The sequence below is a fragment of the Streptomyces sp. TLI_55 genome, from assembly GCF_900206255.1.
Taxonomy (GTDB): Bacteria; Actinomycetota; Actinomycetes; order Streptomycetales; family Streptomycetaceae; genus Streptomyces; species Streptomyces aquilus.
In genome coordinates, this window is the sequence record NZ_OAOJ01000001.1 from 5942203 (window position 1) to 5960145 (window position 17943).

The window sequence follows — 17943 nt, forward strand, 5'->3', positions numbered from 1 at the left end:
GATTCGCCCTGCCCGAAAGCTCGATGGACTTACGCAGAGGACCCCCATGTCCCTTCCGCTCGCCGCGACCGCCCCTGCCGAGGCCCCACCCCACACCGGCGGCCTGCTCCTCCTCGTCGACGGCACCGCCGGTCTGCTGACCGTCGCCGCCCTCGGTATCGCCCTGCTCCTCTTCCTCATCATCAAGGTCAGGATCCAGCCCTTCGTGGCGCTGCTGGCCGTCTCCATAGCCGTCGGCCTGCTCGCCGGCCTGTCGGTCACCGAACTCTTCGGCACCGTCCAGCGCTCCGACGCCGTCTCCACCATCGAGTCCGGCATGGGCGGCATCCTCGGCCATGTCGCGATCATCATCGGCCTCGGCACGATGCTCGGCGCGATCCTCGAAGTCAGCGGCGGCGCCGAGGTGTTGGCGTCCCGGCTGCTGAACCTCTTCGGGGAGAAGCGGGCGCCCCTCGCCATGGGCCTCACCGGCCTCATCTTCGGCATCCCGGTCTTCTTCGACGTCGGCATCTTCGTGCTCGCCCCGATCGTCTACGCGGCCGCCAAGCGCAGCGGCAAGTCGATCCTGCTGTACTGCCTGCCGCTGCTCGCGGGCCTGTCCATGACCCACGCCTTCCTGCCCCCGCACCCCGGCCCGGTGGCCGCGGCCGGCCTGCTGCACGTGGACCTCGGCTGGGTCATCCTCATGGGCGTCGTCTGCGGCATCCCGGCGGTGCTGGCCGCGTGGGCGTTCTCGGCGTGGGTCGGCCGCCGCATCTTCGTGGCCGTACCGCAGGACATGGTCGAGGCGGCGGCGGAGGCGCGGCTGGCGGTGATCGAGGAGCAGCGCGCACAGGGTGTCGTACCGCGTGAGGACCCCGTCCCGCTCGGCACGGTCCTCGGCATCATCGGCACCCCGCTGGTCCTGATCCTCGCCGCGACCTTCTCCTCGATCGCCCTCGACCCGTCCACCGGACGCTCGGTCGTCGAGTTCTTCGGCAGCCCCTTCGTCGCCCTGACGATCGCCCTGCTCCTCGCGTACTGGCTCCTCGGCATCCGCCGCGGCTGGTCGCGCAAGTCCCTGGAGACGGTGTCGACTTCGTCGCTCAAGCCGGTCGGCAACATCCTGCTGGTCGTCGGTGCGGGCGGGGTGTTCGGCGCCGTCCTCAAGGCCAGCGGCGTCGCCCAGGCCCTGTCCGACACCTTCAACGACGTCGGCCTCCCGGTCATCGTCCTCGCCTACCTGATCTCGGTGGTCCTGCGGGTCGCCCAGGGCTCGGCCACGGTCGCCATCGTGACGACGGCCGGCATCGTGGCGCCCCTCCTCGCCGAGGGCGACCACTCCCAGGCCTTCGTCGCGCTCGTCATCATGGCCATCTCGGCCGGCTCCATCTTCGCCTCGCACGTCAACGACGGGGGCTTCTGGATGGTCGCCAAGTACTTCGGCATCAGCGAACGCGACACGTTGAAGACGTGGACCGTGCTGGAGACGGTGCTGTCGGTGGTCGGGTTCGTGGTGGCGGCCGTGCTCAGCCTCTTCGTCTCGTAACTCCCTTCCCCGTGCCCTGAGCCGCTTTCGTCTCGTAACTCCCTTCCCTGTGCCCTGACTTCGCCCCGGACGCGACCCGTTCGCGACCGGGGCGTGCGCTGGAATGGTTGTACGGAGCGGGCTTGTGAGGGTCGCGACGGCGGTGCGATGCTGATCGTCATGCCGCCGTCGCCTCACGTGCCCGATCACGGAGCGGTTCTCGCGGAGGTGCGGAAGGTGCGGCGGGCCGGAGTCGTCAGGCTGCGCGCGCTCGACGTACCGGCACTCGCCGGGGCCGCCCGTGAACTCCCGCGGGGAGACGGCGAGTCGCCAGGGGGGCCGGTGGAGAAGGTATTGCGGCTCGCCGTCTCCAGGATGGGCGGCGGCACCCTGCAGACCGCCGCCGAGTACAGCCTCGGCCTCGCCCAGGGCACCCGCGACTGGCCGGCCGCCGACCGGCGCCGGCGGGCCGCCCAGGTGTACGGGGTGAGCGTCGAGCGGTTCCGCAAGCACCACGAGCTCATGGTCCTCGGGCAGGTCGCCGAACAGGTCGTCCAGCTCGTCGCCCAGGGGGTGCCCCGGAGGGAGGCGCCCGCACCGCCGTACGACCCGTCGCCCGTCCGCATGCCCGCCGCCCACCGCACCCTGCGTCCGCGCATCGACCGCCGTACCGTCCCCGTCACCCTGCACGTCCACTCCGTCGACCTGCTGCGCGACATCGACGTCGTCGTCTCGCCGACGAACATCTACTTCGCGCTGCCCGCGCCCTACAAGTCGTCCGTCTCCGCCACCCTGCGCCGCGCGGGCGCGCACCGGGACCCCGTCGGGGGACTCGTCGACGACAGGATCGACGACGAGTTACGGGGCTGGACCGCCCGGCACGGGGCTCCCGGCCGGGCGGCACAGCCCGGGACGGTCGCGGTCACCTCGGCGGGCGCACTGGCGGACCAGGGCATCCGGCGGATCTACCACGTCGCCGTGGCCGTACCCCGCCCCGAGACCAACGACTACGACGTCCAGCCCGCCGACATCACCCGCGGCGTCGCCCGCGTCTTCGCGCTGCTCGCCGAGGAGTCCGGCGCGCACGACCCGCCCCTGCGCTCCGTCTGCCTGCCCCTGCTCGGCGCCGGGCGCGGCGGCCTCACCCCGCTGGAGAGCTTCGGCGCGCTGTGGGCCGCCGTCGAGGCCGAACTCGCCCGCGGCGCCGACTGGGACATCCACTTCGTCGTGCGCCGGCACGCCCGCGCCGACCTGCTGGAACGCCTGCTGGCCCCCCACGCCCCCGCGGAGGACGACCGATGAGCGCGCCCGACGATCCGTACGTCGTCCTCGCCGCCGCCGCGGCCCGCTGGGACCGGGTCGCCGGCCGTCTCGGCGCCGAGGAACGCGAGCGGCTCGCCGGCCTGGTCGGCGTGGTCCGCGACGGGGAACGGGACGAGCGGCTGCGGGACGCCGCCGCCCGGCAGGCCGCCGACCTGCTCGCGGAGTGGCTGCCGGACGAGTTCGGGGCGGACACCGGGGCGCGGTACACCGGGACGCCGGTGCCCGGTGGCGGGCGGCCGACCGTGCAGGGCTTCGCCGCCGAGGACCTCGCCGTCCTGCTCATCGACGGGCACCGCATGGTCGGCCCCGTCCTCGGTCCGGTGCGCGAACGGCTGCTCGCCGAGCCCGCGTTGGACGCCGAGACGCTGCTCCAGCGCGGCGGCGCCCCTTTCGCGCCCGACCTGATCCGGCTGCCCGGCGTCGGCGGACGGCTGCGCCTGCCGCGGTTCCAGTTCTCCGAGGACACCCTGCCCTGGCTGGTCGTCCTGGAGGTCAACGCCCTGCTGGCCGCCGACCGCGACCCGTGGGGCGCCGCCGACTGGTGGCTGTCCGCCAACGCCTGGCTCGGCACCAGCCCGGTGAGCCTGCTGGGCACCGGCCGCGACCGCCAACTCGTCGATACAGCAAGGTTTCTGATGGAGAGTGGGGAATGAGTCCGAGAACGGAAGACGGCCTGCCGGATGGGAAGTGACTGACCGTGCCCAACTACCGGCCGCCCGACGCCCTGACCGGCACCCCCGGCAAGGTCACGCTCACCCGCGGCACCCCGCTCTACCGCATCCACGGCTCCCACCGCCCCGCCGCCGGCTTCAACCCGAGGCCCTCCCACTGCCTCTACGGCGGCGGCCGCTTCGACGCCACCTCCTGCGACACCTACGGCTATCTCTACGCCGGTCTCGGCCCCACGGCCGCCGTCTGCGAGACCCTGCTGCGCTCCCTGCCCTTCGACCCGGCCGGCGGACCGCGCCTGCTGCCGCGCCGCGCGGTCGAGGGCCGCCGCCTGAGCACCCTGCGGCTCGCCGCCGACCTGAACGTCCTGCCGCTGGTCAGCGCCCAGGACCTGGCCGCCGTCCACCAGGACACCTGGCTGGTGCACACCGAGGCCCACGAGTACCCGTACACCCGCGACTGGGCCCACTGGATCCGCCGGCACACCGAACCCTGGGCCCAGGGCCTGCTGTGGGCGTCGAAGCGGGAACCGGCCGACCGCACGGTGGTCCTGTTCGGCGACCGCAGCCCGGCCGGCGCCCTGCGCGCCGAGGAGGAGGACACCGTGGACTTCGACACGGCCGAGGGCCAGGAGTGGCTCAACTCCGTACTCCAGCCGTACTACGTCCAGTTGGCGCCCTAGAGGACGACGGTCCGCAGGGTGATCGTCCGGGTGGCCCAGCGGCCCGGGGTGGCCTGGCCGGCCGGGCCGAGGTCGCGGCCGTCGGAGGGGGCGCCGAAGCGCAGCACCTCCTCGCCCGCGCCCGCCGCCCACGGGCTCCACGCCGGCATCCGGAACGGCACGGTGTTCAACTCGCTCTCCGCCACGATCAGTTTGAGCCAGTCCCGCGCCTCCGCGCCGGACGTGACGGCCCTCGACGCCGGCAGAGCCAGCCGCACCGGCCCCCCGTCCAGCGCGTGCCCCGTCCGTCCCGGCCCGATGAAGTGGCCCGGGTACAGCGCCGGATCACTGGCGTAGCTGTCGGTGAGATCGAGCAGCACGCACCAAAGGGGCCGCTGCGAACGGTTGACGAGCCGGACGGACACCAACGGCGGCTCCCGGTCCGGCCCGTACGCGCACACGATCTCCCCGCGCCCGTCCGGCACCAGCGGGTCCCCGCCGCCCCAGGGGGCGATCTCCACCCGCACCTGGTTGTCCAGGACGGAGGGGCGGGAGGTGAGGTCCCGCAGCCGGTGCCAGCGGGTCAGGTGCACGAGACAGTCGACGAGGCCCTTGGCGTCGTACGACGCTGCCGCCCCGGCGGCCGAACCGTCCCGCTCCGCCGACCTCGCGCCGAGCCGCAGCGGCTCCACGAACCGCGTCCCGTCCCGCCCCAGCACCTCCACCGCACCACCGCCCGGCACCACCCGGAAGTGCAGGTCACCGAACTCCTCGGGCCTGTCGACGACGTGGAGCAGCGGAGTGTCGTACGAGGCGATGGCGGCCCTCAGCCGCTCGTCCGCCCCCTCGACACTCACCGTCGCGGGCGGCGTCGACAGGGCGGTCGGCGCGACCGGGTACACCCGCTCCGGGTCCGGCACCCAGCCCACCGGCTCCACCAGCGCCCGCTCGGCCCGCACCACACGCGCCCGCACGACGAGCCCGACCCCGACCACCGCGAACTCCGTCCCCCCGGCATCCGCCCCGCCCCGCAGCCCGTGCACCGTCCCGCAGTCCACCTCCCACCCCTCCGGCCCGCACCGCAGCAGATGGTCACCGACGGCCCCCTCCGCCACCGCACCCGCGAGGAACGGCAGATCGGCGACCGCGGCCGTCTCAGGGAACAGCACCGGCTGCTGCCGGCCCCCCGACCGCCGTACCCGCGCGTCCGCCGCCGCCAGCAACTGCCGGTAGGTGACGTCCGGGCCCGCCGCCCGTGCCGCGCCCAGCAGGGCGTGCGTGAAGACGCCCTGGCGGCGCCCGTCGAACCAGTCCTCGTAGGAGAGCTGGTCGAGCCGGCTCGCGGCGAGCAGCAGATGGCGGGCGGCGCCGCGCGGGGGTGCGGCGTCGCGGGCGACGGGCCACTCCGGACGGGCCGGCGCGTGCCGGGCGGTCAGGCCGGCCGGGACGCGGTCCTCGCGGGTCGCGCCGCCCGAGAAGCAGCAGTCGAGGACCGCCACGACCTGCGCCCCGCGCCCCGCCACCTCGTCCAGCAGCGCGCCCAGGCGCTTGTCGGACAGCGGGCCGTCCACACAGACCAGCGCCTGACTCCAGCCCGTCGCCTCGACGAGCAACTCCGCGCCGGTGGCGACCCGCTCACTGCCGTGCCCCGAGAACCAGAACAACGCCGTGTCGCCGGGCCCGGCCGCCCCGAGGAAGGCCCGGACCCCCTCCTCGACGGCCGCGACCGTCGCCTCCCCGTCCAGCACGGCCCGTACCGCGACGGCGTCCTCGCCTCGCTCCTCCAGCAACTCCCGTGCCGCTCGTACGTCGTTGAGGCAGCCGGACAGCGGTGTGGCGATGTGCGGCGGGTAGGCGTTGACGCCCGCCATGAACGCGTAGATCGTCCCCATGGCCGGAAAGTCTGTCAGGCGGGACGGTCGCGGGGCGGGCGGAACCGGTCGGTAGCGGGGCGGATTCGGGCCGCGGCTGCGGTGACGGGGCGGGGTCCCGCCCCCGGCCGGGTCACCCGAAGGCCTTCTCCGCCTCCAACTCGGCCACCCGCGCCAGGAGTTCGTCCCGGCCGATGGCATCCGCCCGGGTCGACGGCACCGTACAGGCGTACGCGCCCGCGACCGCCCCGTACCGCGCGCAGCGCAGCGGGTCCGCGCCCGTCAGCCGGCCGAGCAGGAACGCGGCGGCGAAGGCGTCGCCGGCGCCGTTGGAGTCCACCACCGCAGCGGGCGGCTGGACGGCGGGCACATGCGTCAGCTCGCCGTCGGCCAGCAGGTACGCCCCCTCCGCCCCGGCGGTCGCGACCACGACACCCGCCCGGCCGCGAGCGGCGATGTCCCTCATGGTGGCCTCCGGGTCGGCCAGCGCGGTCGTGGACAGGAAGACCAGGTCGGCGGCGAGGGCGAACGCCTCGTGGTACGGATTCTCACCGTCCCAGTTGTGCAGGTCCGTCGAGACCGTCACCCCGGCCGCGCGCAGCACCGGCAGCGTGTGGGCGCACGGGTGGGTGATCACCACGTGCGCGTGCCGGGCGGCGCCCGCCAGGGTGCGCAGGGTGTCCTCGGGGAACCCGTCGGCGTCCTGGCCGCGCGTGACGTCGTACAGGGAGAGCCGGCGCCCGTCCGGGCCGACCAGGTTGACCGCCCGCTTCGTTCCCGAGGCCGAGCGCACCTCGGTGAACGGGATGCCCCGGTCCCGGTGCAACGCCCGCACCAGGTCGCCCTCGTGGTCGTCGCCGAGGACGTCGAGGTGATGGACGCGCAGCCCGAGCGCGTGCACGCCGAGCGCGACGAAGTCCCCGCTCTGCCCGGCGCGGCTGACGATGCCCGGCTCGATCATGTAGCTGTCGGCGTAGGGGAGCGGCAGTTCGGGGACGTGGACGATGGTGTCCACGCCGGCGCCGCCCAGGACGAGGACATCGGTCTCGGGGCTCATGGGAGCCGAGTCAAGCAGCGGTGTTTCCGGGCGGGCAAGATCTTGCAGAAATTTTCCGCAAGGCCTTCTCCCGCCGCTTCGGCCCCCGGGGCCCCACGACACAGCTTCGTCCGCCATACTTCCGACCGTGGAGCAGCGCATAGGTTCGAGCAGCAAGCCCCTGGAAGGCGCCGGATTCGACCCGGCCTTCATCCCCGGGCTGACCTCACCCGTGTCCGGCGAGCCCGAGGACGCCGAGCCGGCGGACGCCGAGGAGCCCCTCGCGCAGGAGGAGGCCGCCCCCGGGGAACCGGAGACGGCCGAAGAGGCGGAGACCGAGGAGGAGACGGCGGCCGAGGGCCCCGTCTTCGAGGCCTCCGACCGCCGCGCGAAGATCGTCGCCGACGCGAAGGGCGTCCGCCTCAGCCTCGACGAGGAGCGGTGCGAGTTCGGCTGGGACGAGATCGGCGCGGTCGAGACGGAGTCACCCCGCTTCGGCAAGCGCTTCACGATCACGGTCCACACCCCTGACCGCCGCTGGTACCCGATCGAGATCGAGGCGACGGCCAGGGCGGACTTCAAGAAGTGGGAAGAGCAGCTGGACGCTGTACTCGATGCCTACTTCGAGGAGTCCGACTGAGGGGCGCGGGGCTGTGACATTTCGCGGCTCCGCCGCGGGGCGCACCTAGCTGCAGTACTGGGCCGCCTTCCCGATGGACCGGTACATGCAGTCCGCGTTCTCCAGCAGCTGCAACACGGCGTCCCGGTTCCGAGAGGTCTCCCGAGCGATCACCTCATCGGGCGGATAGAACCCACCCTGGGAACTGGACGTCGGATACATCTCGAAGGTGTACGAGAAGATCTTCTGGTTGCCCCACAGCCAGTCGTCGATGGTCCCGTCGGTGATGTACAGGTCGCTGGACTGTTCCGCGGTGTAGCCGTTGCTCGCGGCCATCTTCTGCCCGACCGTGGCGAACGCGTTGCGGTCGTCCGCGGTCATGCCCGTGGCCGTGTCGGACGTCGTATACCCGAACGGCCACAGCACCAGCTCGCTGTACGTGTGGAAGTCGATGCCGGCCTTGATCTGCTGCACCCCGCCGACGATCCGGCTGCGCACGAAGTTCGCGACGACCTTGACCTCGGGAGCCGACTCGGCGGCCGCCCCGCGGTACGTCTCGGAGGACGTCGACCCGGACGAGCCGCCGCAGCAGCCCCACCGGTAGTCCCAGTTGCGGTTGAGGTCCGTACCGACGGACGAGGAACCGGAGTTGGGCTGCCGGTTCTTGCGCCAGGAGCGGTACGAGCCGGTGGCGACGTCGTACTCGCCGCCGTCGGGGTTGAGGTCCGGCACGATCCAGATCTCACGGCTGTTGACCAGGTTGGTCACGCGGGAGTCGGTGCCGTAGCCGGAGGTCAGCTGGTCGAGCAGGTAGAGCGCCATCTCGACGGTGAGATGCTCGCGCGCGTGCTGGTGGTGGGTGAACAGCACCTCGGGCTCGGACTCGTCCGTCCCCACGTTGTCGCTGATCTTGAGGGCGACGATGTTCCGCCCCTGGTACGACGTGCCGATCACGCGCTGGCTCACGATGTCCGGGTGGGCCGCGACGACGGCGTTGATCTCGTTCGTCATCTCCGCGTAGTTGTGATAGCGCGAGTCGGCCGACGGGAAGTCGTACAGCCGCAGTTCGTCCTGGGCCAGCCGGTCCGGGGCGGCGCCCAACGCCTGGACCTCGTATCCGAGTTGGCGCAGCTTCTTGATCTGGTCGGCCCGCCCGGAGACCACGACGGTCTCCTCGTCGGCCTCGTCCACCGTGACACCGGTCTGCTGGATGGCGGTGCGGGTCACCGGGTTGGTGTGCTGGTGGATCTCGTACTGCCGGATGTCGTCCGCGGACGGAGCCGGCTTGCGGGCGCTGTCGGCGGACGCGTCCATGGAGGTCAGGGGCGCGGCGAGCGCCAGGGCGAGGAGGGCGGCGAACGCGGCGGTGCGTCTGCCGCCCCGGGCGCCTGCGCCTCGTGTCCGAAGTCGCATGAAGTCTCCTTGTGGGAGTGGGGAGTGGCGATTCAGTGCGACGTACGTGGTGCGGGTGTGCGGCTCATCGTCGACGTATGGCATGAGCAGGTCAAGAGCGCATAAAGCCACGCTGGCGCGAATCGAATCCTCACCTCCGCGCGGACGGCCGCGGTGCGCGACACCCGTAGGCCCCCTTGCCACTTCCGTGACTTTGCGGTTTGTTGACCTTCATGGCTGACACCACGGGAAACCCCACCGCCACCCAGGTATCGACCACCCCCACACCGCGCAAGTCCAGTTGGAAGTACATCGGCCCCGGCATCGTCGTCGCGGCCACCGGCGTCGGCGCGGGCGACCTGGTCGCCACCCTCATCGCCGGCAGCAACTTCGGCTACACCCTGCTGTGGGCCGCCGTGATCGGCTGCCTGGTGAAGATCTCCCTCGCCGAGGCCGCGGGCCGCTGGCACCTCTCCACCGGCCGCACCCTCTTCGACGGCTGGGCGAGCCTGGGCCGTTGGACCAGCTGGTTCTTCGTCGTCTACGTCGTGATCTGGGGCTTCGTGTACGGGGCGGCGGCGATGTCGTCGAGCGCGCTGCCGCTGCAGGCCCTGTTCCCCGACGTGATGGACCTGGAGTGGTGGGCGGTCGGCTGCGGCCTGGTCGGTCTGGTCTTCGTCTGGTTCAACAAGTACGAGGTCTTCGAGAAGGTCATGACGGTCCTGGTGGGCGTCATGTTCGTGGTGACGGTCTACCTGGCGATCCGCGTCACCCCGAACCTCCCCGACGCCCTGGCCGGTCTCCTCCCCGTCCTGCCCGACGAGAAGGACTCGGTCCTCAACACCCTCGGCCTGATCGGCGGCGTCGGCGGCACCATCACGCTGGCCGCGTACGGCTACTGGGTCAACGCCAAGGGCTGGACCGACACCGGCTGGATGAAGGTCATGCGGCTCGACAACCGCGTCGCCTACGCCACCACCGGCATCTTCGTCATTGCGATGCTCTTCGTCGGCGCGGAACTGCTGCACTCGGCGAACGTGGCGATCGCGAGCGGCGACAAGGGCCTCATCCAGCTCAGCGACATCCTGGAGGAGGAGTACGGCTCGGCGACCGCCAAGTTCTTCCTGGTCGGCTTCTTCGCCACGTCCTTCACCTCCCTCATCGGCGTCTGGCACGGCGTGAGCCTGATGTTCGCCGACTTCGTCGCCCGCTACCGCACCGCACACGCGGCGAAGGGCGAGGAGGTCGCCTCCGGTGCGCGCGAACGCTCCTGGCCCTTCCGCGCGTACCTGTTGTGGCTGACCTTCCCGCCCATCGTCCTGCTCTTCCAGGGCCAGCCCTTCCGCCTGATCATCCTCTACGGCGTCCTGGGCGCGGCGTTCCTCCCCTTCCTCGCCGGCACCCTGATCTGGCTCCTCAACTCCTCCCGCACCCCCGCCGCATGGCGCAACGGCCCGCTCAGCAACGCGATGCTGGTGATCGCGGGGCTGCTGTTCCTGGTGCTGTGCGTGAAGCAGATCTGGGATCAGCCCTGGTCGGAGTTCTTCTGACCGCTCTTGTGCCCGTAGAGGTCCTCCCGGCTCGGCCCCCACGCCGAGCTGAGCGCGATCGTCTTGAGCTGATCGATCGTCAGGGCGGGCTTCTCACGACCGGGCGCCTCGTGCGGCCCGCCCTGGTTGTAGGCGCTGACCACGACCCGCAGGCCGTTGATCCGCACCGTGTCCACGGTCCACCTGACCGCACCGGCGACGTCCTTGTCACCGGCGTCCTCGTGGGTGACGAGCATCGTCCCGTCGCCGACGTCCTCGGCACCGCTGAACATGCTCTCGCCGAGGAGGTCCCCCATGTTCGGCTGCACGTTGATCTCGACGAGGCTCTTGCCCTTGCCGTCGTTGACGACCACATAGCCGTACTCGCCCTCGTCACTGCTGTGCGAGACCACGTCCATGGTGTCGGGGAGCAGGCTGACGAGCCTCTTGGTCACATCGGTGACGGGCGCGGAGTGCGTCGGCTCCGGCTCCTGAGGGGGCGGCGCGGGCAGGGCGTCGATCGCCTTCAGCCAGGCCGGCGCGGTCGCCACCTTCTGCAACCCGGCGTTGTCCAGCGGCGGTTGGTCACGGGTGACCGGCGCGTCCTTCTCGGCCGCCGCGTTCCACTCACTCACCGAGACGTGCTGCCCCTTGGCCGTGACGAGATCGGCGTACCACCACTTGGTGGGCACGCGCTTGTCCGGATACTCGTACCCCTGGACGATCTTCAGCACCGAACCGTCGTCGAGCCGGCTGGACTTGCAGTCGTCGTAGGGGATGAACAGCTTGTCCGGGCACGCGGCCAGCTGACGGGCTTCGTCCCCGCCCGGCTGCACCCGGTCCAGGTTCACGGAGACGGCGGCTGCCCCGTCCCCGTCGTCCCACACGAGCGCCGCGTACGTCCCCCTGTCCTCGGTACCGCGACCGCGTTCCTCGCTGAACTTGCCGGACCCGAGCTGCTCCTTGAGCGTGCTGATGAGCTGCTCACCGGACACGGCCGCCGCGGTCGCCTTGCCGCTGGGCGTGGACGCCACCGACGACCGGTCCGCGTCCGATCCGCCACCCGGCAGCAGCAGCGCCCCGCCCACCCCCACGAGCGCGAGCGAGGCCGCGCCGCCCACCACCGCGGCCCGGCGCCGCAGCCGCAGCCGGCGCCCACGGGCCAGCCCGGCCGTCGTGAGGGCGTGCGGGTCGGGGGCGAAGGTCTGACCGGCATCGCGCAGTCCGGCGGCGAGGCGGTCCTCGAAGGGATCGCTGTCCTGGTGTACGGGCATGGCAAACCACCGTTTCCGCGGGGTCGGAGTGAAGTGAAGTCGTAGGGGCGGGACTTGGGCTAGAAGCGCGCGTACTCGCCGAGATCCTCGCCGAGCAGCTCGCGCAGCCTGCCCAGCGCGCGCGTGCACCGGGTGCGCACCGCGGCCGAGCTGGCGTGCAGCGCGTCGGCGGTCTCCTCGATCGAGCGGTCCTCCCAGTAGCGCAGGACGACCACGGCCCGGTCCTTGACGGGCAGCCGCGCCAGCGCCTCCAGCAGCGTCAGCCGCAGCGGTACGTCGCGCTGGTCGGCGGCGGCCCGGTCGGGGAAGGCGTCGGTGGCCCGCTCGGTGCTGCTGCGCCGCCGCTGGTGGGCGAGGAAGGTCCGGGTGAGCACGGTCTGCGCGTACCCGGCGGGGTTGTCGACCCGGCTCACCCGGTGCCACGCGATGTAGAGCCGGCCCAGGGTCTCCTGCACGAGATCCTCGGCGAGATGCGTGTCACCTGCGGTGAGCAGGCACGCGGAGCGGTACAGATGCCCCGCACGCGCCGCCGCGAACTCCGCGTACTGGTCCGCGAGGACCTGTCTCATGTGTTCCCCCTGCTCGTGGGTGCCCGGCGTGCACCGTCCTCACTTGTACTGATGCGGTGGGCCCCGGGAAATGTTTCACGGGCGCCCCGATAGGTTGCGTCACGGAAGTTGTACGACCGTCGCACGAGGCACTCCCCGGGGGACCGATGACCCAGCCGCCGCCCTACAACCCGCCACCGGGAGCCTTCGGCCCCCCGCCCCCGCAGTACGCGCCCCAACCGCCGCCCCCCGCCGCCCCGGAGTTCCTCGCCGTGGACCGCCACAACTCCGTGGTCGTCGACATGTCCGGCATCACCTTCGAAATACGCGACGCGGAGGCCGAGTTCAGCTGGCCCGAGATCCACACGGTCCACTACAAGGCCACCCCGAACGGCAAGGCCCTGGTCGTCGCGGTGGTCCTCCACAACGGCCAGCTCTACGAGTGCCAGGTCGAGGCCAAGCCCAAGGAACGCCTGCGCGAATGGTTCGCGGGCCTCCAGGCGATCCTCGGCTACTACAAGCCGCTGCGATGAGCCGTACCCGTACGACCCCGCCCCGGCCTCTCGACATCGAGGCACTGTTCCCCGAACTCGCCGCCCACCGCGGCACCACCACCCGCCTGCACCCCCGCCCCGGCACTCCCACCCCGTACGACAGCTCGGTGGGCGGCCCGCTGCTGTGGCCCGCGGACGAACCCTGGCCGGCCTGCACACAGGAGCACCGGAGGAACAAGGGCCGCAGGATCGAGGACATCCACGAGGAGCGGCGGATCCACGCGGCCGCGCACGACCGCGCCCTCACCGACGAGGAACGCGAACGGCTCACCGCCCTCCAACGCCGCCACAAGGTGCCGGACATCGGGGACACCCACCCCGTCCCGCTCCTCGCCCTGGCCCAGCTGTACGCCCGTGACGTGCCGAACCTCCCGGCACCGCCCGGCCGCGACCTCCTCCAGGTGCTGTGGTGCCCCTTCGAGGCACACGGCCTCCCGCACACCCCCGCCGTCCACCTGCGCTGGCGCGACTCCGGGGCCGCGACGGACGCCGTACTCACGAACCCGCCGCTCCCGCCGGTCGTCGGCTACGAGGGTCTGGTCCCCGAGCCCTGCGTACTGCACCCGGAGCCTGGGGTCGTGGAGTACGAGTGGCCCGAACTCCTCGATGAGGAGGTCCAGTCGAGGATCGAGGAGTGGGAGGAGGGGCTCTGGGAGAGCGAAGAGGACGGCGGCGAACCCCTCAGCTACGACGCCGACTTCGCGGTGGCCGCCGGCTGGAAGGTGGGCGGTCACGCCTACTGGGGTGTCACCGGACCGCACCCGATGGTCTGCTCCTGCGGGACGGCCATGGAACTCCTGCTGGCGATCCGCCCCTCGGAACACGGCGGCAGCCGCAGCTGGATTCCCCTGGAGGACGAGGTCCTCGCCCCCACCCACGTCAGTGTGGGTCGAGTCGGCAGCCTCAACGTCTTCGTCTGCCCTGCGGACCCGGCGCACGGCCACCGCACGTCCCTGCAAGGCTGACCCGAGCCCGGAAACACGAAAGGCAAGAAGGTGCGGACACCTCTTGCCATATTCAATGTATAGCGCACCGGGGGCCTTGCGGCAAGGCCCCCCTCGTGCCGCAGAATCGTCGGCCTGAAGCCGTCACCTGCGGAAATGAGGAAGTCCCGGATGCGTGTTGTGCTGCTGACGTACGGGTCGCGCGGAGACGTGGAGCCGATGGCGGGCCTCGCCCTGGCGCTGCGGGAACTCGGCGCGGAGGCGCACGTCTGCGCGCCGCCCGACTTCGAGGAGCTGCTGGCCGGCCTCGGTGTCCCGCTGGTGCCGATCGGGCCGTCGGTGCGGGCGCTGGCGGCGGACGCCCTGACCGGGAAGCCGACGAAGCTGCCCCCGACCATGGCCGAGCGGGCCGCCGGGCTGTTCGACTCGGTGTACGACGCCGTCGCCTCGGTCGCCGAGGGGAGTGACCTGGTGGTGGCGACGGGGCTGCTCCCGGCCGCCGCCGGTGCGCGGGCGGCGGCGGAGAAGGCGGGCGTCCCGTACGCGTTCGTCTCCTACTTCCCGTCCTACCTGCCCTCCCCGCACCACCCCCCGCTCGCCTTCCCCGGCCACCCGCTCCCGGCGGACGTCACGGACAACCGGGTGCTGTGGGACCAGAACGCCGAGATCCTCAACGAGCTGTTCGGCGGGGCGGTCAACGCCCGGCGCGCGGCGCTCGGCCTGCCCCCGGTGCCCGACCTCCGCCACCACGTCCTCACCGACCGCCCGTTCCTGGCGGCCGACCCGGCCCTGAGCCCCTGGCAGGAGCCGGCCGACCTCGACGTCGTCCAGACCGGCGCCTGGCTCCGCACCGACGCCCGGCCGCTCCCCGGCGACCTGGAGAAGTTCCTGGCGGCGGGCGCCCCGCCGGTGTACGTCGGCTTCGGCAGCATGCCGCTGCGGGACGCGGCCGGCGTCTCCCGGGCGGCCGTGGCGGCGGTCCGCGCGCAGGGCCACCGGGTGCTGCTCGGGCGCGGCTGGGCCGACCTCGCGCTGATCGACGGCGAGGACGACTGCTTCGTCGTCGGCGAGGTCAACCAGCAGGAGCTGTTCCGCCGGGTGGCCGCCGTCGTGCACCACGGTGGCGCCGGCACCACCACGACCGCCGCCCGGGCCGGAGCGCCCCAGGTGATCGTGGCTCAGATGGCCGACCAGCCCTACTGGGCCGGCCGGATCGCCGAGCTGGGCATCGGCGCGGCCCACGACGGCCCGACACCCACCTACGCCTCCCTGACGGCCGCGCTCACCGTCGCCCTGGCCCCCGAGACCCGCGAACGGGCGCGGTCCCTGGCGGCCGAGGTCCGCACGGACGGGGCGACGGTGGCGGCGAAGCTGCTGCTCGAAGAGGCCGCCGCCGCGTAGGGTCGCCCGGCGCCACGGCGCCGCGCCCGGAGCCTCACCGTCCACGTAATGTCGTACTAATCAACAAAAAGCCGCAAACAGCCGTAACGGCCACATCCGGCCTCGCATCGGAGCTGATCACGTGAATCCCCAGGGAACCGCCACCACCACGGCGTTCGCCCTCCCCGACCGTCTCTCCGCCAAGGCCGACCCCACCCTGATCGCCGGTGACGAGCGGCACTTCGCGGCGATCGCGGCGAGCCTGGAGGAGTCGATCGCCGACCTCTCCGCCCGCCTCGACGCCGAGCTCAAGGCGCCCGGCGGCGCGGGCCGGGCCGCGATGGACCGGGACGCGGAGATCCACCGTCTCACCGCCCGGCTGCGCACCCTGCGCCGCTTCGGCCTCGACCTGTGCCTCGGCCGTATGGTCACCGCCGACGACCCCGAGCCGCTCTACGTCGGCCGCCTCGGCCTCACCGACAGCGAGGGGCGCCGACTGCTGATCGACTGGCGTTCCCCGGCCGCCGAGCCCTTCTTCGCCGCCACCCACGCCCACCCCATGGGCCTGACCAGCCGCCGCCGCTACCGCTGGACCGACGGCCGGATCAGCGACTACTGGGACGAGGTGTTCACCGCCGACGGACTGGAGCGGCAGGTCGCCCTCGACGACCAGTCCGCCTTCATCGCCAGCCTCGGCAGCAACCGCTCCGACCGGATGCGGGACGTCCTCGCCACCATCCAGGCCGACCAGGACGCCATCATCCGCGCCGGCTCCCGCGGCGCGCTCGTCGTCGACGGCGGCCCCGGCACCGGCAAGACCGTCGTCGCCCTGCACCGCACGGCCCACCTCCTCTACTCCGACCCGCGCCTCGGCCACCGCAGGGGCGGCGTCCTCTTCGTCGGCCCGCACCGCCCCTACCTCTCCTACGTCGCCGACGTCCTCCCCAGCCTCGGCGAGGAGGGCGTGCAGACCTGCATCCTGCGCGACCTGGTCGAGGAGGGCGCCGCGGCGGGCCTGGAACCCGACCCGGAGGTGGCCCGGCTGAAGTCCTCGGCGGACCTGGTGAAGGCGATCGAGAAGGCCGTACGGTTCTACGAGGAGCCGCCCAGCGAGGGCCTGACCGTCACGGTCGACCACACCGACCTGCGCCTCACCGCCGCCGACTGGGCCGAGGCCTTCGACGCCCCGGAACCGGGCACCCCGCACAACGAGGCCCGCGGCCAGATCTGGGACAAGCTGGTCGCGATCCTGGAGGAGAAGTACGAGGGCCGCGACGACGTGCCGCCGCAGCTGTTCCGCCGGGTGCTGCGGCAGAACAAGGAGCTGGTGGGCGCGCTCAACCGCGCCTGGCCCCTGCTGGAGGCGGCGGACGTGGTGGGCGACCTGTGGACGGTCCCCGCCTATCTGCGCCTGTGCGCGCCGTGGCTGACCCGCGACGAGGTCCGCACCCTGCAACGCGCGAACCCGACCGCCTGGACCGTCTCCGACCTCCCCCTCCTCGACGCGGCCCGGCAGCGCCTCGGCGACCCGAAGGCGGACGGCCGCAAGCGCCGGCAGGAGGCCGCCCTCGCCGTCCAGCGCGAGCAGATGGCGCGGGTCGTCGAGAACCTGATCGCGGCCGACCCGGACGGCGAGGGCCTGATGACCCAGCTGGGCCGCGCGGACTTCCAGCGCAACCTGGTGGACGAGTCCGAACTCAGCACCGCCGAACCGGACCTCCTCGCCGGCCCGTTCGCGCACATCGTCGTCGACGAGGCACAGGAACTCACCGACGCCGAATGGCAGATGCTCCTGCTGCGCTGCCCGTCCCGCAGTTTCACGATCGTCGGCGACCGAGCCCAGGCCCGCCACGGCTTCACCGAGACCTGGGAGGAGCGCCTGCGCCGCGTCGGCCTGACCAGCATCACCATGGCGTCGCTGAGTATCAACTACCGCACCCCGGAAGAGGTGATGACGGAGGCGGAGCCGGTCATCCGCGCCGCTCTCCCGGACGCCAACGTCCCCACCTCCATCCGCGGCAGCGGCATCCCGGTTCTGCACGGCCCGGTCGATGACCTCCCCTCGATCCTCGACACCTGGCTCGCCGACCACCCCGCCGAGGGCATCGCCTGTGTCATCGGCGACGAGACCTTCGAGCCCACGGCCCGCGTCCGGTCCCTGACGCCCGAGCTGTCGAAGGGCCTTGAGTTCGACCTCGTGATCCTGGTCGACCCGGAGAACTTCGGGACAGGGGTGGAGGGGGCGGTGGACCGCTACGTAGCCATGACACGCGCGACCGAACGGCTGGTTGTTCTGTCCAGCTCCTGACAATGTGGTGCACGACGTCGACCACTCAGGAGCCCTTCATGCCCGTCGTCCGCGCCCGCAAGCTTCCGGTGACCGTGCGCGCGCTGCTCTGGACGGGCCGAGAAGAGGATCTGCCCGCCGTCCGTGCCTTCCTCGGCGACGACTTCGTCGCCTCGGAAGAGCGGGACAGCGGGCGGGTCCTCCGCATCCGCACCATGGAGCGGGGCTCGGCGCCGGACGAGATCCCGCCCGGCTGGATGCTGATCGAGGGAGTGCGCGGCGAGCACTACGCCTGTGAGCCCGAGATCTTCGCCGAGACCTACGAGATGCTCGACGGCGAGTGAGCCGT

General features: G+C 72.2%; 16 protein-coding genes. 11 read left to right on the forward strand and 5 right to left on the reverse strand.

The genetic code is table 11. The annotated features are described in order from the left end of the window. The first annotated feature begins 46 nt into the window (after positions 1–46). The 4 genes from CRP56_RS27510 to CRP56_RS27525 all read left to right on the forward strand — a co-directional run bounded on the left by CRP56_RS27510 (position 47) and on the right by CRP56_RS27525 (position 4181). On the forward strand, positions 47–1528 hold the full coding sequence (locus tag CRP56_RS27510) for a GntP family permease (RefSeq protein WP_097268389.1): 1482 nt from the start codon (positions 47–49) through the stop codon (positions 1526–1528). Positions 1529–1687: 159 nt separating this feature from the next. Then, positions 1688–2809, forward strand: coding sequence for a hypothetical protein (locus CRP56_RS27515; RefSeq protein ID WP_097274521.1), 1122 nt, complete (start codon positions 1688–1690; stop codon positions 2807–2809). Further along, positions 2806–3483, forward strand: coding sequence for a hypothetical protein (locus CRP56_RS27520; RefSeq protein WP_097268391.1), 678 nt, complete (start codon positions 2806–2808; stop codon positions 3481–3483). The genes CRP56_RS27515 and CRP56_RS27520 overlap by 4 nt, the downstream gene beginning before the upstream one ends. Positions 3484–3527: 44 nt before the next feature. After that, positions 3528–4181, forward strand: coding sequence for an RES family NAD+ phosphorylase (locus CRP56_RS27525; RefSeq protein ID WP_097268393.1), 654 nt, complete (start codon positions 3528–3530; stop codon positions 4179–4181). Here CRP56_RS27525 and CRP56_RS27530 read toward each other — a convergent pair. Both CRP56_RS27530 and CRP56_RS27535 read right to left on the reverse strand, forming a co-directional pair. Beyond that, positions 4178–6052 (reverse strand): caspase family protein, encoded by a 1875-nt coding sequence (locus CRP56_RS27530; RefSeq protein ID WP_097268395.1) that lies wholly within the window; start codon positions 6050–6052, stop codon positions 4178–4180. The genes CRP56_RS27525 and CRP56_RS27530 overlap by 4 nt on opposite strands. Positions 6053–6164: 112 nt before the next feature. Further along, on the reverse strand, positions 6165–7088 hold the full coding sequence (locus tag CRP56_RS27535) for a PfkB family carbohydrate kinase (protein WP_097268397.1): 924 nt from the start codon (positions 7086–7088) through the stop codon (positions 6165–6167). Between the two features lie 127 nt (positions 7089–7215). On the opposite strand from CRP56_RS27535, the gene CRP56_RS27540 reads away from it, so the two are divergent. Beyond that, a complete protein-coding gene (locus tag CRP56_RS27540) occupies positions 7216–7707 on the forward strand; it encodes a hypothetical protein (RefSeq protein WP_097268399.1) in 492 nt (163 codons plus the stop codon). Between the two features lie 45 nt (positions 7708–7752). Here CRP56_RS27540 and CRP56_RS27545 read toward each other — a convergent pair whose 3' ends face one another. Further along, complete coding sequence (locus CRP56_RS27545; RefSeq protein ID WP_097268401.1) at positions 7753–9099, reverse strand: M14 family metallopeptidase; 1347 nt, start codon at positions 9097–9099, stop codon at positions 7753–7755. 212 nt (positions 9100–9311) lie between these two features. On the opposite strand from CRP56_RS27545, the gene CRP56_RS27550 reads away from it, so the two are divergent. Then, positions 9312–10628, forward strand: coding sequence for an Nramp family divalent metal transporter (locus CRP56_RS27550; RefSeq protein WP_097268403.1), 1317 nt, complete (start codon positions 9312–9314; stop codon positions 10626–10628). Here the strand turns inward: CRP56_RS27550 and CRP56_RS27555 are convergent. Both CRP56_RS27555 and CRP56_RS27560 read right to left on the reverse strand, forming a co-directional pair. Then, entirely contained in the window at positions 10604–11881 is a 1278-nt protein-coding gene (locus tag CRP56_RS27555) for a hypothetical protein (RefSeq protein WP_257041097.1), read from the reverse strand. The two genes, CRP56_RS27550 and CRP56_RS27555, sit on opposite strands and share 25 nt — an antisense overlap. A 59-nt stretch (positions 11882–11940) precedes the next feature. Continuing rightward, a complete protein-coding gene (locus CRP56_RS27560) occupies positions 11941–12450 on the reverse strand; it encodes a SigE family RNA polymerase sigma factor (protein WP_097268405.1) in 510 nt (169 codons plus the stop codon). Between the two features lie 146 nt (positions 12451–12596). Here CRP56_RS27560 and CRP56_RS27565 point away from each other — a divergent pair, with 146 nt between their 5' ends. From CRP56_RS27565 to CRP56_RS27585, 5 genes are all read left to right on the forward strand, one after another. After that, a complete protein-coding gene (locus CRP56_RS27565; protein WP_097268407.1) occupies positions 12597–12962 on the forward strand; it encodes a hypothetical protein in 366 nt (121 codons plus the stop codon). Continuing rightward, positions 12959–13948, forward strand: a complete 990-nt coding sequence (locus tag CRP56_RS27570; RefSeq protein WP_097268409.1) for a hypothetical protein — start codon at positions 12959–12961, stop codon at positions 13946–13948. Before CRP56_RS27565 ends, CRP56_RS27570 begins: the two co-directional genes overlap by 4 nt. Before the next feature lie 150 nt (positions 13949–14098). Continuing rightward, positions 14099–15328, forward strand: coding sequence for a glycosyltransferase (locus CRP56_RS27575; protein ID WP_097268411.1), 1230 nt, complete (start codon positions 14099–14101; stop codon positions 15326–15328). Between the two features lie 121 nt (positions 15329–15449). Then, entirely contained in the window at positions 15450–17615 is a 2166-nt protein-coding gene (helR, locus tag CRP56_RS27580; protein ID WP_097268413.1) for an RNA polymerase recycling motor ATPase HelR, read from the forward strand. Between the two features lie 38 nt (positions 17616–17653). Continuing rightward, positions 17654–17938 carry a hypothetical protein gene (locus CRP56_RS27585; RefSeq protein ID WP_097268415.1) on the forward strand — a complete coding sequence of 95 codons (285 nt, stop codon included), beginning with the start codon at positions 17654–17656 and terminating at the stop codon, positions 17936–17938. Positions 17939–17943 lie beyond the last annotated feature (5 nt).

Excerpts from the sequence above, each read along its gene's own strand:
- CRP56_RS27550 (WP_097268403.1), top strand. The coding sequence starts at position 9,312 with ATGGCTGACACCACGGGAAACCCCACCGCCACCCAGGTATCGACCACC.
- CRP56_RS27585 (WP_097268415.1), top strand. The coding sequence starts at position 17,654 with ATGCCCGTCGTCCGCGCCCGCAAGCTTCCGGTGACCGTGCGCGCGCTG.
- CRP56_RS27575 (WP_097268411.1), top strand. The coding sequence starts at position 14,099 with ATGCGTGTTGTGCTGCTGACGTACGGGTCGCGCGGAGACGTGGAGCCG.
- CRP56_RS27530 (WP_097268395.1), bottom strand. The coding sequence starts at position 6,052 with ATGGGGACGATCTACGCGTTCATGGCGGGCGTCAACGCCTACCCGCCG.
- CRP56_RS27570 (WP_097268409.1), top strand. The coding sequence starts at position 12,959 with ATGAGCCGTACCCGTACGACCCCGCCCCGGCCTCTCGACATCGAGGCA.
- CRP56_RS27520 (WP_097268391.1), top strand. The coding sequence starts at position 2,806 with ATGAGCGCGCCCGACGATCCGTACGTCGTCCTCGCCGCCGCCGCGGCC.
- CRP56_RS27545 (WP_097268401.1), bottom strand. The coding sequence starts at position 9,099 with ATGCGACTTCGGACACGAGGCGCAGGCGCCCGGGGCGGCAGACGCACC.
- CRP56_RS27565 (WP_097268407.1), top strand. The coding sequence starts at position 12,597 with ATGACCCAGCCGCCGCCCTACAACCCGCCACCGGGAGCCTTCGGCCCC.
- CRP56_RS27515 (WP_097274521.1), top strand. The coding sequence starts at position 1,688 with ATGCCGCCGTCGCCTCACGTGCCCGATCACGGAGCGGTTCTCGCGGAG.
- CRP56_RS27560 (WP_097268405.1), bottom strand. The coding sequence starts at position 12,450 with ATGAGACAGGTCCTCGCGGACCAGTACGCGGAGTTCGCGGCGGCGCGT.
- CRP56_RS27555 (WP_257041097.1), bottom strand. The coding sequence starts at position 11,881 with ATGCCCGTACACCAGGACAGCGATCCCTTCGAGGACCGCCTCGCCGCC.
- CRP56_RS27535 (WP_097268397.1), bottom strand. The coding sequence starts at position 7,088 with ATGAGCCCCGAGACCGATGTCCTCGTCCTGGGCGGCGCCGGCGTGGAC.
- CRP56_RS27510 (WP_097268389.1), top strand. The coding sequence starts at position 47 with ATGTCCCTTCCGCTCGCCGCGACCGCCCCTGCCGAGGCCCCACCCCAC.